This is a genomic window from Streptomyces sp. NPDC025833, from assembly GCF_055558055.1.
Genome location: NZ_JBVHNF010000043.1, coordinates 1 through 15,764 on the forward strand (window position 1 = coordinate 1; position 15,764 = coordinate 15,764).

The 15,764-nt window shown below is 71.1% G+C and carries 11 protein-coding genes; 2 read left to right on the plus strand and 9 right to left on the minus strand.

Annotation, left to right across the window (positions count from 1 at the left end; all coding sequences use genetic code 11):
• The 4 genes from ACZ4K2_RS36455 to ACZ4K2_RS36470 all read right to left on the minus strand — a co-directional run.
• On the minus strand, positions 1-4,308 hold a 4,308-nt coding region (locus ACZ4K2_RS36455), incomplete at its 3' end, for a type I polyketide synthase (RefSeq protein WP_467770016.1).
• Positions 4,309-4,414: 106 nt separating this feature from the next.
• The gene (locus ACZ4K2_RS36460) at positions 4,415-4,609 is read right to left on the minus strand and encodes a ferredoxin (RefSeq protein WP_467480861.1); all 195 of its coding nucleotides are present in this window, start codon (positions 4,607-4,609) and stop codon (positions 4,415-4,417) included.
• An 8-nt stretch (positions 4,610-4,617) separates the two neighbouring features.
• The gene (locus tag ACZ4K2_RS36465; protein ID WP_467480860.1) at positions 4,618-5,805 is read right to left on the minus strand and encodes a cytochrome P450; all 1,188 of its coding nucleotides are present in this window, start codon (positions 5,803-5,805) and stop codon (positions 4,618-4,620) included.
• Between the two features lie 32 nt (positions 5,806-5,837).
• Positions 5,838-6,227, minus strand: coding sequence for a nuclear transport factor 2 family protein (locus ACZ4K2_RS36470; protein ID WP_467480858.1), 390 nt, complete (start codon positions 6,225-6,227; stop codon positions 5,838-5,840).
• 491 nt (positions 6,228-6,718) lie between these two features.
• On the opposite strand from ACZ4K2_RS36470, the gene ACZ4K2_RS36475 reads away from it, so the two are divergent.
• Positions 6,719-9,481, plus strand: coding sequence for an AAA family ATPase (locus tag ACZ4K2_RS36475; RefSeq protein WP_467480857.1), 2,763 nt, complete (start codon positions 6,719-6,721; stop codon positions 9,479-9,481).
• Positions 9,482-9,536: 55 nt separating this feature from the next.
• On the opposite strand, the gene ACZ4K2_RS36480 is transcribed toward ACZ4K2_RS36475, so the two are convergent.
• Positions 9,537-11,135, minus strand: coding sequence for an ABC transporter permease (locus ACZ4K2_RS36480; protein ID WP_467480856.1), 1,599 nt, complete (start codon positions 11,133-11,135; stop codon positions 9,537-9,539).
• Positions 11,132-12,031 (minus strand): ABC transporter ATP-binding protein, encoded by a 900-nt coding sequence (locus tag ACZ4K2_RS36485; RefSeq protein WP_467480866.1) that lies wholly within the window; start codon positions 12,029-12,031, stop codon positions 11,132-11,134. Before ACZ4K2_RS36485 ends, ACZ4K2_RS36480 begins: the two co-directional genes overlap by 4 nt.
• 110 nt (positions 12,032-12,141) lie before the next feature.
• Here ACZ4K2_RS36485 and ACZ4K2_RS36490 point away from each other — a divergent pair, with 110 nt between their 5' ends.
• Complete coding sequence (locus ACZ4K2_RS36490; RefSeq protein WP_467480853.1) at positions 12,142-12,624, plus strand: GbsR/MarR family transcriptional regulator; 483 nt, start codon at positions 12,142-12,144, stop codon at positions 12,622-12,624.
• 160 nt (positions 12,625-12,784) lie between these two features.
• Here ACZ4K2_RS36490 and ACZ4K2_RS36495 read toward each other — a convergent pair whose 3' ends face one another.
• From ACZ4K2_RS36495 to ACZ4K2_RS36505, 3 genes are all read right to left on the minus strand, one after another.
• Positions 12,785-13,210: a PaaI family thioesterase gene (locus ACZ4K2_RS36495; protein WP_467480851.1), complete on the minus strand. Its 426-nt coding sequence runs from the start codon at positions 13,208-13,210 to the stop codon at positions 12,785-12,787.
• Positions 13,207-14,379, minus strand: coding sequence for an aromatic ring-hydroxylating oxygenase subunit alpha (locus ACZ4K2_RS36500; protein WP_467480849.1), 1,173 nt, complete (start codon positions 14,377-14,379; stop codon positions 13,207-13,209). The genes ACZ4K2_RS36495 and ACZ4K2_RS36500 overlap by 4 nt, the downstream gene beginning before the upstream one ends.
• Before the next feature lie 147 nt (positions 14,380-14,526).
• A complete protein-coding gene (locus ACZ4K2_RS36505) occupies positions 14,527-15,150 on the minus strand; it encodes a TetR/AcrR family transcriptional regulator (protein ID WP_467480847.1) in 624 nt (207 codons plus the stop codon).
• Positions 15,151-15,764: the final 614 nt, after the last annotated feature.

The following is a 15,764-nucleotide window of genomic DNA, read 5'->3' on the forward strand; positions in this document are numbered from 1 at the left end:
CGCGTTCGTCCCACTGATCCCGAACGACGACACACCCGCACGACGAGGACGCCCCACCTCAGGCCACTCCCGCGCCTCGGTGAGCAACTCCACCCGACCGGCGGACCAGTCCACATGCGAGGACGGGACATCCACATGCAACGTCCGCGGCAACACACCGGCCCGCATCGCCATCACCATCTTGATCACACCCGCCACACCGGCGGCGGCCTGCGCGTGACCGATGTTCGACTTCAGGGACCCCATGTACAGCGGCTGTTCAGCGGACCGCCCCTGCCCATAGGCATCGATCAGCGCCTGGGCCTCGATGGGGTCCCCGAGCGTCGTACCCGTACCGTGCGCCTCGACGGCATCGACATCGGCGGCCGACAACCCCGCCCCCACCAACGCCTGCCGAATCACCCTCTGCTGGGAGGGCCCGTTAGGGGCGGTCAGCCCGTTGCTGGCGCCGTCCTGGTTGACCGCGGACCCCCGTACGACGGCCAGCACCCGATGCCCCTTGCGCACCGCGTCCGACAACCGCTCCACCACCAGCACACCGACGCCCTCGGCCCAGCCCGTACCATCCGCCGCGTCCGAGAACGCCTTGCAGCGCCCGTCGGCCGACAACCCGCGCTGCCGGCTGAACTCGACGAACATTCCCGGCGTGGACATCACGGTCACGCCGCCGGCGAGGGCGAGTGAGCACTCACCGTTGCGCAGGGCCTGGACGGCGAGGTGGAGGGCGACGAGGGAGGAGGAGCAGGCCGTGTCGACGGTGACGGCGGGCCCTTCGAAGCCGTAGGTGTAGGCGAGGCGCCCGGAGACGACGCTGCCGGTGGTCCCGGTGAGGAGGTACCCCTCGGACCCGCTCGCGGCTTCGTCGAGCCGCGCGCCGTAGTCCATGTTCATCGCACCGACGAACACGCCGGTCTGGCTGCCGCGCAGCCCGGCCGGATCGATCCCGGCCCGTTCGAGCACCTCCCACGACGTCTCCAGGAGCAGTCGCTGCTGGGGGTCCATGGCGAGGGCCTCGCGCGGGGAGATCCCGAAGAAGCTCGCGTCGAAGTCGGCGACGCCGCGCAGGAAGCCGCCGTGCCGGGTGTGGCTGGTTCCGGGTTCGGTGGAGTCGGGTGCGTAGAGGGCGTCGAGATCCCAGCCCCGGTCGTCGGGGAAGGGGGAGATCGCGTCCCCGCCGGAGGCGACGAGGCGCCACAGTTCCTCGGGCGAGCTGACGCCGCCGGGCAGTCGGCAGGCCATGCCGACGATCGCGATGGGATCGTCGTCGGTGGCGGTCGTGGCCGGCGACGGTTCAGCCGGAGCGGGAGCGCCGTCGGGGTCCGCGAGCAGCTCGGCGAGGTGGCGGACCACGGCGAGGGGGGTGGGGTGGTCGTAGGCGAGGGACGTGGGCAGTCGCAGCCCGGTGTCCGTGTTGACGCGGTTGCGGAATTCGACGGCGTTCGTCGAGTCGAGGCCGAGGTCCTTGAAGGTGCGCTGGGTGTCGGCGGATGTGAGGGCGGGGCGGCCGAGGACCGTGGCGGCGTGCGCGAACGTGAGGTCGCGCAGGAACTGTTCGCGTTCCTCGCGGGGTGCTGCGGCGAGGCGTGAGACGGCTCCGGGGCGCTGGGCGCGTGGGGCGTCGGCGAGGTCGCCGAGCCAGTGCCGGTCGCGCTGGAAGGCGTAGGTGGGCAGATCGATGCGGCGGGCGTCGGCAGGCAGGGCGGGCTGCCAGTCGACGGGGGCGCCGTGGACGTGTGCCTGGGCGAGCGCGGTGAGGAAGCAGTGGGGGCCGCTCTGGTTGCGGCGCAGGGTGCCGAGGGCGGCGGCCTCGGCGCCGGTGTCCTCGATCGTCTCCAGGACGGCGGTGGTCAGCACGGGGTGGGCGCTGGCCTCGACGAAGACGTCGTGTCCCTGGTCGAGGAGGGTGCGGACGGCGTCCTCGAATCGGACCGTGCGGCGGAGGTTGGTGTACCAGTACTCGGCGTCGAGGCCGGTGGTGTCCATCAGTTCGCCGGTCACCGACGAGCAGAAGGGGATGGTCGCGGCGCGCGGCTCAATCCCGGCGAGGGCGCGCAGGAGGAAGCGGCGGGTGCGCGTGACGTGGGTGGAGTGGGAGGCGTAGTCGACGGGGATGCGTCGTGCCCACACCTCCTGTGCCTCGCAGGTGGCGAGGAGTTCGTCGAGGGCTCCCGGTTCGCCGGCGACGACGACGGAGGCGGGGCTGTTGACGGCGGCGACAGACAGGCGTTTGCCGAAGGGGGCGATGAGGCCGCCGACGCGGTCGGCGGAGACGCCGACCGAGGCCATGCCGCCGCGTCCGGAGAGGCCGAGGACGGCGCGGCTGCGCAGGGCGACGACCTTCGCGCCGTCCTCCAGGGAGAGCGCTCCGGCGACGCATGCGGCGGCGATCTCGCCCTGGGAGTGGCCGACCACGGCGGCCGGGGTCACGCCGTGGGACTCCCACAGTGCTGCCAGCGACACCATCACGGCCCACAGGACCGGTTGGACGACGTCCACGCGCTCCAGCCAGTCCTCCTGCGGGGAGCGCAGGACGTCCCCCACCTGCCAGTCCACGTAGGGCGCGAGTGCTGTCTCGCATTCGGCGATCCGGTCCGCGAACACCGGTGACTCGTCCAGCAGGTCGACGGTCATGCCGAGCCATTGGGAGCCTTGGCCGGGGAAGACGAGGACGGGCCGGCCGTGGGGGCGGGTCGTGCCGGTCACGAGACCGGGGGCGGGCTCTGCTGCGGCGAGTGCGCCGAGGCTCTCGACGAGGTCGGAGCGGTCGGCGGCGAGCAGGACCGCGCGGTGGCTGTGGAGGGAGCGGGTGGACAGCAGGGAGTGGGCGAGGTCGGGCAGGCGGAGTTCGGGGCGTTCGGTGGTGAACTGGGCGAGCCGTGCGGCCTGGGCGTACAGGGCCTGGCCGGTGTGTCCGGAGAGGAGGACGGGCAGGGGGCGGGTGCCGGTGTCGTCCTCGTCGGTCGTGCCGGGTCGGGTGGTTTCGGTTTCGGTTTCGGCGACGACGACGTGGCAGTTGGTTCCGCCCATGCCGAAGGAGCTGACTCCGGCGATCCGGGGGCCTGCGCCGTCGTCGGATGCCTGGGGCCAGGTGGTGAGTTCGGTGGGGACGCTCAGGCGCAGGGTGGTGAGGGGGATGTCGGGGTGGGGTGTGGTGAAGTTGAGTCCGGCCGGGATCTGCCGGTGGGTGAGGACGAGGGCGGTCTTGACGAGGCCGATGATTCCGGCCGCCGCTTCCAGGTGGCCGACGTTGGTCTTGGCCGAGCCGACGGGCAGGGGGTGGCCGGCGTCCCGGGCGGCGCCGAGGACCGCTCCGAGGGCGGTCGCCTCGACGGGGTCGCCGACGGGGGTGCCGGTGCCGTGGAGTTCGACGTAGCCGACGTGGGCGGGGTCGGTGCCGGCGCGTTCGTAGGCGCGGCGCAGTACGTCCTGCTGGGCGGTGATGCTGGGGGCGGTGAGCGTGTCGCCGCCGCCGTCGTTGTTGACGGCGCTGCCGCGCAGGACGCAGTGGACGCGGTCGCCGTCCGCGAGGGCGCGCGCGAGGGGCTTGAGGACGACGACAGCGCCGCCCTCGCCTCGGACGTAGCCGTTGGCCCGGGCGTCGAAGGTATGGCAGCGGGCGTCGGGCGACAGGGCGCCGAAGCGCTCCATGCGGGCGGTGGACTGCGGGGTGAGGACGAGGTTGACACCGCCGACGAGGGCGGTGTCGGACTCGCCGGAGCGCAGGCTCTCGCAGGCCATGTGGACGGCGACGAGGGAGGAGGACTGGCCGGTGTCGACGGTCAGGCTGGGTCCCTGGGCGCCGAGGAAGTAGGAGACGCGGTTGGCGATGATGCTGCGGTGGACGCCGGTGGTGCTGTGGGCGGTGAGGGCGTCGGGGCCGTCGGCGTGCAGGAGCAGCGAGTAGTCGTCGGCGAAGGCGCCCACGAAGACGCCGGTACGGGTGCCGGTGAGGCTGGTGGGGAGGGTGCCGGCGTCTTCGAGGGCTTCCCAGCTCAGTTCCAGCATGAGGCGCTGGTGGGGGTCCATGGCGGCGGCTTCGCGCGCGGAGATTCCGAAGAAGGCGGGGTCGAAGCCGTCGACGGAGGGCAGGAAGGAGCCCTCTCCCGCGGTGCCGCCGATACCCGGGCGATCGGCGGGGGGCGGGGCCACGGTGTGCCGGCCGTCGCGCAGCAGCCGCCAGAAGTCCGCCGGCGTGTCGATGCCGGGGAGCCGGCACGACATGCCGACGACGGCGATCGGTTCACAGCGGTCGGGGTGGGGTGCCCGGTGCGCGGACGTGTCGATGCGGGAGCGGTCCACACCTGCCATGTCTGGCCCTTCGGTTCTCAGCCGTACGCGGTTTCAGCCGCGAGGGAGCCTCGGGGGGCCCGAGGCGGTTGCCGATCGCTGGTGCGGCGCGCCCGGCGCCGGGAGGTCATTCGCGGAGCTTGACCGCTCCGGAGGGGCACTGTTCGGCCGCGGAGCGGACGACGTCGTACAAGGTGTCCGGGGGCTCGGTGAGGAGGACGACGACGAGGCCGTCGGTCTCGTCCTGGTCGAACACCTCGGGGGCTTCAAGGGCACACATACCGGCGCCGCAGCAGCGGTCGCGGTCCACGTCGACGTGCATCGGGCGGCCTACCAGGCGACCGGCATGGAGGTGACGCCGTAGATCAGCATGCTGTCGCGCATGCGGACTTCTTCCTGCGGTACGGCCAGGTGCAGGTTCGGGAAGCGGTCGAAGAGGGCCTGGAAGCCGATCCGCATCTCGATGCGGGCCAGTTGCTGGCCGATGCACTGGTGGATGCCGTGTCCGAAGGAGAGCTGGCCTCGGCCGCCGCGTACGAAGTCGAGGCGGTCGGGGTCGGCGAAGTGCTTGGGGTCGCGGTTGGCGGCGAACGCGGAGAGGGTGACGGTCTCGCCGGTCTTCATGGGGCAGCCCTCGAACTCGAAGTCCTCCACGATGCCGCGGATGGGGCCGTAGTGGTTGACCGTCAGATAGCGCATGAGCTCTTCGACGGCGGCCTCGACGGTGGTCCCGCCGGAGCGCAGGAGCGCGAGCTGGTCGGGGTTGGTGAGGAGGGCGTAGGTGCCGAGGGAGAGCATGTTGGCGGTGGTCTCGTGGCCCGCGGCGAGGAGCAGGAAGCAGACGTTGGTGACCTCTTCGACGGTGAGTTCCTCGTGGGCGGCGAGGCTGCCGAGGATGTCGTCGGAGGGTTCGGCACGGCGTCGTTCGACGAGGTCCGCGAGGAAGTTCTGCATCTCCTCAAGTGCGGCGTAGGCCCGCTCGATGGGGGTGTTGATGTCCTGGATGACCGTGGAATTGTGCTGGAAGACCTCGCGGTCCCCGTAGGGGACGCCGAGGAGTTCGCAGATCACCAGGGAGGGCAGGGTGAGCGCGTAGGCGGGGACGAGGTCGACGGGCGGGCCCGTGCGCTCCATGGCGTCCAGGGCGTCGTCGGCGATCTCCTCGACGCGTTCGGCGAGTTGGTTCATCCGGCGCAGGGTGAACAGGCCGGTGAGCAGGCGGCGGTACTTGGTGTGCTCCGGCGGGTCGGTGTAGACGAAGAAGCCGGGTTTGGCGGCGCTGGGTCCCTGCGGCTGGACGGGCGAGCGCAGGAGCTCTTTGCGGGAGCTGAAGCGGGAGTCCGCGAGGGCGGCGCGGACCTGGTCGTATCCGGTGATGAGCCAGCCTTCGCTGCCGTCGGGGTAGCGGAGCCGGTCGACGGGGCACTCCCGCTGGCGTTCCAGTAGTTCCGGGGGCGGATCCAGGGGGGTGGTGCGTGTGGTGGGCAGCGGGCGGGCCCCGGCCGGAACCTCGGTCATGGCGTGTGCCTTCCTGTCAGAGGTCTTCGGGGTCAGCCGAGCACTGTCACGTCGGTGTCGCCCCACAGCGCGCGCAGGTCGTGAACCAGGCCGTCCGGCCCGATCCGCACCACGCCGATGATCGAGATCTGGATCCTTTTGGGGTAGCTGCGGGGACGCAGCTCGATGACGGCGGGCATGACGACGGTCTCGTCGTCGTGAGCGGCGACCGGGGTGCCGGGGAGTTCCGTGGCCCGGTCGTCGACGAGCGCGCGGGTGATGTGGGCGCGCAGGGCCTCGATGCCGGTCTGTTCGCCGGATCCGACCGGGTCCTCGAACACCACGTCGGGGGCGAACAGTTCGAGCACTGCGTCGATGTCGCCGGCGTTCATCCGGCGGCAGTACTCAAGTGCCAGCGCCTTGCGGGTCGACTCGTCGGGCACGCAGTCTCCTTCCGGACGGGGCGGCGGCGGAGGTGGAGGCGATGTCGGCACGCTTCGCCGCCCGCCCCAGTCTTCGAACAGGTAGGCGGTGGCACCACCCCTGTTCTCACCCCTGCGCACCCCTGGCGCTCGCCCGTGTGCGGATCACCGCGGCCGCTGTCCGGTTCCCGTTCTTGAAGGACATCCAGGCGTGTGTAGTGACTCGGGGCCCTTCGAAGGCCCTGATATTCTGCTCAAGTTCGGACTTCAAGCACTCAGGCGCACTCTTGACGCAGATGGCACGTCTCGAACAACCTCACACCTTGATCGAGCGTGCCGAAGCCGTCGTTCGGGCACCCCGTCACCGCGTGAAGGAAGGTACGAACGCATATGTTCGCCATTCCCCCCACCCTTTTGCCCACCCGTTCTTGCACAGTCCGCTTTCCGGCCTTGTACAGACGTCCGGGACCGCACCGCACGCGGGCCGTCGTCACACTCGCTGAGACCGGAACGTGAGCGCGCGGGAACGTGCGCGGGCCCCCGGGCTGCTGTCCGGGCTGCTGGACGGCGCCCTGGCCGGTGAAGGCGCCATCGCCACCGTCTGCGGAACCGTGGCCATGGGCAGGACGACGCTCTTGGCCGATTTCACCCGGTGCGTGCGAGCCGCCGGCGGTCTGGTCCTGCCTGCGGTCGCGTCGGAGTCCGAGGAGAACATCCCGCTGGGAGTGATCGCCCAACTGCTCGCGGAGGCACCGCTGTCGGAGTCGGCCCGTGAGCAGGCCGACCAGTTGCTCGCCCACGGCAGGGCCCATATGACGGGCATGCCGGACGGTCCGGTGACGAGGCTGTCCGCGGTGGACGCCCAGATCGTGCATCACCTGTCCGTACTCCTGCTCGGTCTGGCCCCGTCCCGGCCGGTGGCCATCGTGGTGGACGACATCCACCACGCGGACGCCGCGTCCCTGGCCTGCCTCGCGTATCTGGGGCGCCGTATCCGCAACGCCGCGTTGGTCGCGGTGTTCAGTCACAGTGACGGCCCGGGAGACCGGTGCGCGGGGTTCGTGGAGCAGTTGCTGCGGCTGCCGCATGCGCGGGGGATCCGGCTGACGCCGCTGGACGCGGAACAGGTGCGGGAGGTGGTGACGGAGCGCCTCGGCGAGGACTGCGCACAGTGGGTCGCGGACTGGGCGCTGCGGGTCAGCGGCGGTAATCCCCTGCTGCTGGACGGGGCGCTGACCGACGTCCAGGGTGCCGGGCAGTCGTCGACGGGCTACCAGCGGGCGTTCCTGTCCTGTCTGCGCCGCACTCCCGCACCCGCCACCCAGGTGGTGCGGGCGCTGGCCGTCCTCGGCGCGCCCGAGCGGATCTCGCGGCTGCTGGGTCTGGAGGCCGGGGAGGTCACGCACTGTCTGGCGGCGCTGGAGGCGGCGGGTCTGCTGAGTCAGGGGGCGTTCCGGCATCCGGACGCCGCGTCGGCGGTACTGGCCGACCTCGGCCCCGAGGCGACGGCCGCCCTGCAGCGCGACGCGGCCGAACTGACGTACGCGGAGGGCTGTTCGGCGTCCGTCGTGGCCGCGCATCTGCTGGCAGGGGAAGGGGTGCGGGCACCGTGGGCGATGTCCGTGCTGGACTCGGCGGCCTCCACGGTGCTGGCCGAGGGCCGGGCGGCGACGGCGGCCGAGTACCTGCGGCTGGCCTGCCGGCTGAGTGAGGACAAGGGGGAGCTGGCGCGGATCAGGGCCGCGCTGCTCCTGGCGGAACACCGGCTGGGCACCACCGTCCCGGAGCAGAGGGTCACCGATCTGGTGCAGGCGGTCCGCACCGGCCGTCTCAGCGGCGGGGAGACCCTCAGGGTGGTGCGGGCGCTGCTGTGGAGCGGCCGGGTGCAGGCCGCCGAGGACGTGCTGCGGCACCTGGCCGCGTCGGACCAGTCCGCCACGGCCGATACGCCGCTGGAGCTGGATGCCGCGCGCCTGTGGCTGCGCTGCTCGTACGCGCCGCTGCTGGAGTTGCTGCCGGACGACGCGGACGACGGCCGGGAGCCGTCCGGCGTGCCGTCCACCACCGAGAGCCGGCGCCGCTACAACGCGGTGTCCGCGCTGGAAGCGGTGCTGACGCAGGGCCCGTCGGGCCGTGCGGTGCCCAAGGCGGAGCAGGTCCTCCACGGGAGCCGGCTGTACGGCACCGACCTGGACACGATCGAGTGCGCGCTGCTGACGTTGACGTACGCGGACCAACCCGCGCTGGCGTCGCCCCACTGCGACGAGCTGATCAGCTCGGCGGAGTCGCGGGGTGAGCGGGGCAGCGCGGCCCGGCTGCACGCGGTGCGCGCGGAGATCTGTGTGCGCCTCGGTGACCTTGCCGGGGCCGTGCGGCATGCGACCGCCTGGTTCGACCTCGTACCGCCCGACGAGTGGGGGGTGGCGGTCGGAGCGCCGCTCGCCAGCAAGCTCATCGCGCTGACCGCGATGGGGCGCGAGGACGAGGCGACGGAGCTGCTGTACGTGCCGACTCAGGAGGCGATGCTCCGGAGCCGTCCCGGGCTGCACTTCCTGCACGCGCGGGGCCGGTACAGCATCGCGATGCGGGACTGGCACAGCGCGTTGTCGGACTTCCGGCACTGCGGGGAGCTGATGGCTCGCTGGGGTGTGGACGTACCGGGGCTGATCGCGTGGCGCAACGGTGTCGGTGAGACATTGCTGGGCATGGGCGAACGCGACCGGGCGCGTGCGGTACTGGAGGAACAGGCGCAGTGCACCGAGCGCGGCGGCTCGCCGCGCACCCGTGGGGCGACGCTCAGGCTGCTGGCCGCGACGCACGAGCCGCGCAAACGCCTCGTGCTGCTGCGGCAGGCCGTCGACGCGCTGCAGGAGAGCGGCGACCGCTACGAGCTGGCTCGTACGCTGGCCGATCTCACGGACACGTATCACGCGGTGGGTGAGACGCGGCGGGCCCGGGTGATCGGGTCCCAGGCTCGGATCGTCGCGGACGCGTGCGCGGCGGAGCCGCTCAGCAGGCTGCTCCCCTCGGACCGGGAACGGCCGGACACCGAGAGCCCCGCGCCCGCTGTGGTCCTCACGGACGCGGAGCAGCGGGTGGCGGACCTCGTGGCGCTCGGGCACACGAACAGCGAGATAGCGAAGCTGCTCTACATCACGGTCAGCACGGTGGAGCAGCACCTGACGCGCATGTACCGCAAGATCGGGGTCAACGACCGCGCCCAGTTGGCGTCTTCGCTGTTCACCGGGTCGCATCGGGAGACGGTCAAGGCGTAGCGCAGAGAGAGGGCAGGGGTTGTGAATGCCCCCTGCCCTCTGTCTTGCGGTGCGGTCAGCCGAACAGGTCGCGGCGGCGGAACGCCACCAGCGTGGCGGCCAGGCCCGCCAGGGCGAGGGCGCTCATCACGACCAGCGGGGTCGCGACGACCTCGTTGCCGGGGAGCTTCGGTACGTGGGTGAACGGCGAGACGTCCAGGACGTACTGGCTGACCTTCAGCTGCGGTCCGACCAGGCTGATGAAGCCGAACAGCCCCAGCAGACCCCAGCCTGCCGCCGTCCAGCGCGGCATCACGGCGAACAGCAGCGCGGCGAGGACCGTGATCAACAGGACGGCCGGGAGCTGCGCGGCCACGGCGCCGAAGACGTCGGCCAGAGCGCCACCGACGTCGTGCGCGCCGAGGCCCTGGGAGAGCCCCATGCCGAAGGCCGCGACGGCGAGGAGGACGGCCGCGCCGCCCATGGCGAACGTCAGGTGGCTGAGGATCCAGGCGGCCCGGCTCGGCGTGCCGCTGAAGATCAGCTCGATGCGTCCCCCGGCCTCCTCGGCTCGGGCCCGCACGATCACCGTCAGGGCGAACACCGTCGCCAGGATGCCGAAGACGCCCACGATGGACGCCACGTACGAGTCGACCATGTCCTGCGAGCCGCCGAGGCGCTGCATGATCTCCTGCACCCGGTCGCTGTCCAGGAGATTGCCGACGTCGCGGACGAAGGAGCCGAACACCATCGCCGCCGCCAGGACGCCGATCGACCAACCGAGCAGGCTGCCCCGGTGCATCCGCCAGGCCAGGCCCAGGGTGCCGAGGGTGTCGCGGCCCGCGTAGACGGGTCCGGGCCGGCTCGGCAGCACGCCCGAGCCGAAGTCCCGCCGGTTCAGGAGCCGCAAGGACAGCGCGGTCAGCAGGACCGCGGCGACCACGGGCACCGCCAGGGCCCACCAGCGGTCACCGTCGTAGGGGCGTACCTGCTCGGCCCAGCCGATCGGGGAGGCCCACAGCAGCCAGGACGAGTCCTCGTTCATGTCGGCCACCGCGCGCAGCAGGTAGAAACCGCCGAGCAGGGACAGCGCGGCCGCGTTGGCGCTGCGCGACGCCTCGAAGAGCTGGGCGCAGACCGCCGCGATGCCGGCGAAGACGATGCCGCAGCCCGCCATCGACAGGCCGAGGGCGAACGCGCCGCCCGCGCCGAGCCCGGTGACGGGCAGGACGGCACCGGTGATGACGCCGACCGCGAGGTTGACGCCGATGACCAGTCGCAGCGCTGCGACCAGCGGCGCCTTGCGGTCGACGGCGCCCGCGGCGACGAGTTCCTGGCGTCCCGTCTGCTCCTCGGCCCGGGTGTGGCGGACCATGAGGAGCACGGACATCACCGAGGCCAGGACGGCGCCGAGTACCAGCGTCCGCCAGGTGGTGATGGACCCGAGCGAGGTGCCTCCGACCCTGCCGTACAGCGCGATCGCGCCGGACGCGGCCTGGATTCCCTCCACGAACTCCACGCGCGACGCATGGTCGCCGAACAGGCCCTTGACGCTGGAGGCCGTGGAGACGGCGCTCCCGATCAGGGCGTAGCACCACAGCGGCAGGATGAGCCGGTCGCGGCGGGTGGCGAGTTTGGACAGTTGGGGCAGTCCTGCGAGCCCGTCGCCCTTCACTGCTGCTCCCCTGAGTAGTAGCGCATGAAGAGCTCTTCGAGGGTCGGCGGCCGGCTGGTCAGCGCCTCCAGGCCGGCGTCGGTGAGCAGGCGCATCACCTTCTCCAGCGCGTCGGGGTCGACCTGGCAGTGCACCGAGCGCCCCTCCGTCCGCAGGTCGTACACGCCGGCCACGGAGTCGAGGCCGGGTAACGGACGGGTCACCGTGGCGGTGACGGTGGTGCGGGAGAGGTGACGGAGTTCGTCGAGGCTGCCGGAGTCGACCCGGCGGCCGGACCGGATGATCGAGACCCGGTCGCAGAGGTCCTCGACCTCGCTGAGGATGTGGCTGGACAGCAGGACGGTGGCGCCGCGTTCCTTGGCCTCGGCGACGCAGGAGCTGAAGACCGCTTCCATCAGGGGGTCGAGCCCGGAGGTCGGCTCGTCGAGGATCAGCAGCTCGGCGTCGGAGGCGAGCGCCGCGACCAGCGCCACCTTCTGCCGGTTTCCCTTCGAGTAGGCACGGCCTTTCTTCTTGGGGTCGAGCTCGAAGCGTTCCACGAGTTCGTCACGGCGCTTCTTGTCCGTGCCACCGCGCATCGAGCCGAGCAGGTCGATCGTCTCCCCACCGCTCAGGTTGGGCCAGAGACTGACGTCGCCGGGTACGTAGGCGAGTCGCTTGTGCAGGGTGGTGGCGTCCCGCCAGGGATCGCCGCCGAACAGGGTGACCGACCCGCCGTCCGAGCGCAGCATGCCCAGCAGGACGCGGATGGTGGTGGACTTGCCCGCCCCGTTGGGCCCGAGCAGCCCGTGCACCTCCCCCTGGGCCACCTGAAGATCCAGATCGTCGAGCGCCACGGCCCGGCCGAACTGCTTGCGCAGACCTTGAGCGTTGATCACGTCGGTTGCGTTCACGATCGGGATGCTACAGACCTTTCACTTGTTTGTGAAGCGACTGAATGTCATGATCCTGGGAGATGATGGAGACGTGCGTGACCTGCGCACCACGGTCGAAGGAGCTGGTGAGTTTGGCTGGAGGCAGGAACGAGGAAGCCACTCGGCACTTCGTCGAACAAATGGCGATGCTGTTCGCGGAGTGGGGCTTCCCGAGGATGAGCGCGCGCGTACTGATGACGCTGATGACGACGGAGGAGAAGGGTCTGACAGCCAGCGACCTGTCCCAGCGGCTCGGTGCGAGCCCCGCCGCCGTGTCGGGCGCCGTCCGCTACCTCCAGCAGGCCGGTCTCATCGCCCGCGAGCCGGTGCTGGGCTCGCGCAGCGACGTCTATCTGCTGCCCGACGACGCGTGGTATCTCGGGACCGCGACCAAGCAGAGCCTCTTCACCCAGCTCATCGCCACGACGGAGAAGGGCATCGAGCCCCTCGGCGGCCCGGACACCAAGGCGGGCGCACGCATGACGGAGATGCGGGACTTCTTCACCTTCGCGCACCAGGAGATGGAGGGCGCCCTGGAGAGATGGCGCACCATGCGGGCCCGACGCACCGCGTAGGAGACGAGCGCCGGCGAGCGCGGGCTTCGGGCCCGCTCGCCGGTCCCACTCCCCTCGCCATGCGGAACGCGGACTCGGCGGACGAGCACGCCTACTCCACACGACGCCTCCGACCAGGCCAGATGGCGAAACTATGCTGGAGTACCAGCCCTCGTACGGCTCAGTCCTCCTGCTTGCCCGCCCTCACGATCGTTCCCTGCGCAAGGGCGACCAGGTGCTCCTCGCCCTGCTCCGAGGTGACGTAGACCGAGCACTGGCAGACGGCCTGGCGCCGGGTCGTGGCGGTCGCCTTGGCGCGGGCGATGACGAAGGCACCCACGGCCGGCCGCACGTAGTTGATCTTGTACTCGGCGGTGAGCGCGTCGCCGCCGAGGGCGAGTCCGCCGGCGAAGGTCAGCGCGTTGTCGGCCAGGTAGCTGAGGACCCCTCCGTGCACGAAGCCGTGCTGTTGCTGGATCTCGGGCCGGTTGACGATGCGGATCTCGGCCGAATCGGGTCCCACGGAGGTGAGTTCGGCGCCCAGGAACATGCTGAACGGCTGCGCCTTGAAGATGCCGTGGGCGAAACCGGTGAGGTCCGTGGTCATGAGTGGAGTCCTGTCGCTCGGGGGGAGGTGGGGGTGGTGGCGTCCGGGTCGGTGAGCCGCTCGTCGATGTTCTGCTGGAACATCGCGAGCAGGCCCTCCGCCAGGCCCAGGACGTGGTGGTCGCTGCCTCCGTGGGGCAGGTGCCGCTGCACGTCCTCGGCGATGGCGAAGTCCTCCTGGTCGAAGACCGTGTCATTGGTGAACCGGAACCGCTTGGCCAGTGCGCTCTGCCCGGCGGACCCGGGGAAGTCACTGTCGCGGTACAGCATTTCGTGGGTCCATATCGTGCGGTCCGGCGCCAGGGGCCAGAAGGTGTTGATGGAGACGTAGTCCGGGTGCAGGATGAAGAAGGTGTTGGGGAAGAGCGTGTAGTACACCGAGGCGTAGTCCAGGATGCGCCAGTCCTCCTCCGGTTTCCGGGCGGTTTCCCCGATGTTGGTGCGCGCCGCGGACAGCCGGATGTGCGGCCCGTCCTCGTCGTGCGCGATCACCCCGCGCTTGAAGGCGAAGGCGAGCGTGTCCCGGTGCAGGTACGGGACGTGGTAGCCCTCCAGGTACGTCTTGATCAGCAGCTTCCAGTTGGCCTCCTTGACCACCTTGGTCTTCTTGTACTGAACGAGCGAGGCCACGTCGAAGTTGACCAGGTCGTCGTGGAACGTCCCGAGGAAACCGGGGATGTCGAGCGTCTCGCCGGGCGTGCGGCCGACCCAGATCAGGCCGCCGGCCTCCGCGGCGGGCAGTTCCACCAGGCCGTAGTCGCACGTCTTCACACCGGGGAAGTCATGGGCCCGGGTGATGCCCTTCAGGGTGCCGTCGAGCCCGTAGACCCAGCCGTGGAAGGGGCAGACGAAGTTCTGCACCTTGCCCGCCGGCTGCCCGGCGAGGCGGGCTCCGCGGTGGCGGCACTGGTTGTAGAAGGCGCGGACCCGGCCGTCCTCGCCCCTGACGACGAGGTAGGGGAACCGGTCCCAGTCGCTGGTGAGGTAGGCACCTGGTTCAGCGAGCGCCGAGGCGTGCCCCGCGATCAGCGGGTAGCGGGAGAAGGCGGAGGCGATCTCCCGTTCGAGGAGCGCCTCGTCGGTGTACTTGGTGACCGGGATCGTGACGACTTCGTCGAGCATCTTCTCGTCGCGGCGCGTCTCGCGCAGCGCGAGAAGACGTTTGATCATCGCCACTTGTTCGCTGTGCCGCACAGGTCCCCCCGTTACAGGTGAAGGTCGCAGATCAAGCTCTGAATCCTCGTTCAATTCATGGTACGGAGGGTACGGGGACGAGGCAATGAGCCTTCTGGAGTGCGGGGCTGGGGTGCGGGACGGTCAGGAAGGCGCGCGGCCGAGGGCGCGCAGGCAGAAGTCACGGATCTCGGCGACGAGTTGCTCGTCCGGTACCTCCGGCTTCCGCGACACCTCGGGCGAGAGCCTGCCGACCAGCGCCTCCGAGATGGCGCCGATGGCGGCGCTGGCCGCGACAGCCGCGTTCTGCCGGGCGAACAGCCCGGCCGCGATGCCGTCCCGGATGACGCCCTCGCACAGCTGCGCGTACTCGCGCCGGTACACCAGCCGTTCCTGTTCCACGGTCGGCGAGACCGGTTCGAAGAGCAGGGACCACGCCAGCCGGCGCCCGCGCAGGGCACGCCGGGTGAACGTTTCGGCGAACGCCTCCAGCCGGGCCCCGGGATGTGCGGGCGCGGCGTCCACCGCACCGCGCACGGCGTCCAGTTCACGCCCCGCGGCCCGCCGGAAGACCTGTGCCAGCAGTTCGTCCCTGCTGCCGAAGTAGGAGTAGAGCGAGCCCGCGCTCACCCCGCACGCCCTGGCCACCGCGGCCACCTTCGCCCCGGCGAAACCCTCTCGGGCCACCAGCTCGTGCGCGGCACGCACGAGCGCCTCCTCCTTGGTCTGCGCGCGCTGCTTCGTGCGTTCCGTACTCCGATACACCATGGCGGGAGCTGGGCCTTCCGTGTTGCTGCCGGGAAGCAACAGTGAACCAGGAAACACCTGTGGCCCGTATCGACCGGCCTATCGACCGGCGCATCGATCGGCGGATCAGCGGCGACGGAACGCGTTCGCCGCGTCGAACACCGGTGGGGAACACCGGCCGATTCCGTCGGCCACGTCACGTGCCGCCCCCGGTCCGCCAACCGCGGCACCAGCCAGGGGTGGCGGCGGCGCAGCCCGATCAGCGTCCGGTGCAGCCGCTGGACGCCGAGCCCCTCCTCCCCCGGCCCGGCCGGATCCGCGGGGAAGGCGGGACGGATCGCGTCGCCGCCGCCCACCCGGTCCCCCTTGACGACGCGCATCGCCCGCTCGTCCCCCGCGTACACCGTGCCCAGGCCAGTTCGTGCGGGTGGGTGTCGTTCAGGGAGCCCCAGACCGCCTTCCGCAGTTCGTACCGGGTGACGGTGTCGAGGCCGCCCTCGGTGACGTACGCGGTGTAGTCGCCGTGGACTTGACGACCTGCGGGTGCCGCGTGGTGGGTCAGGTCATGCCTGGTCGGTGGTTTTGGGTGCGGTGCCGGTGCGGCGGCGGGCGGGCCTTCGCCTGCCGCCCGCGCG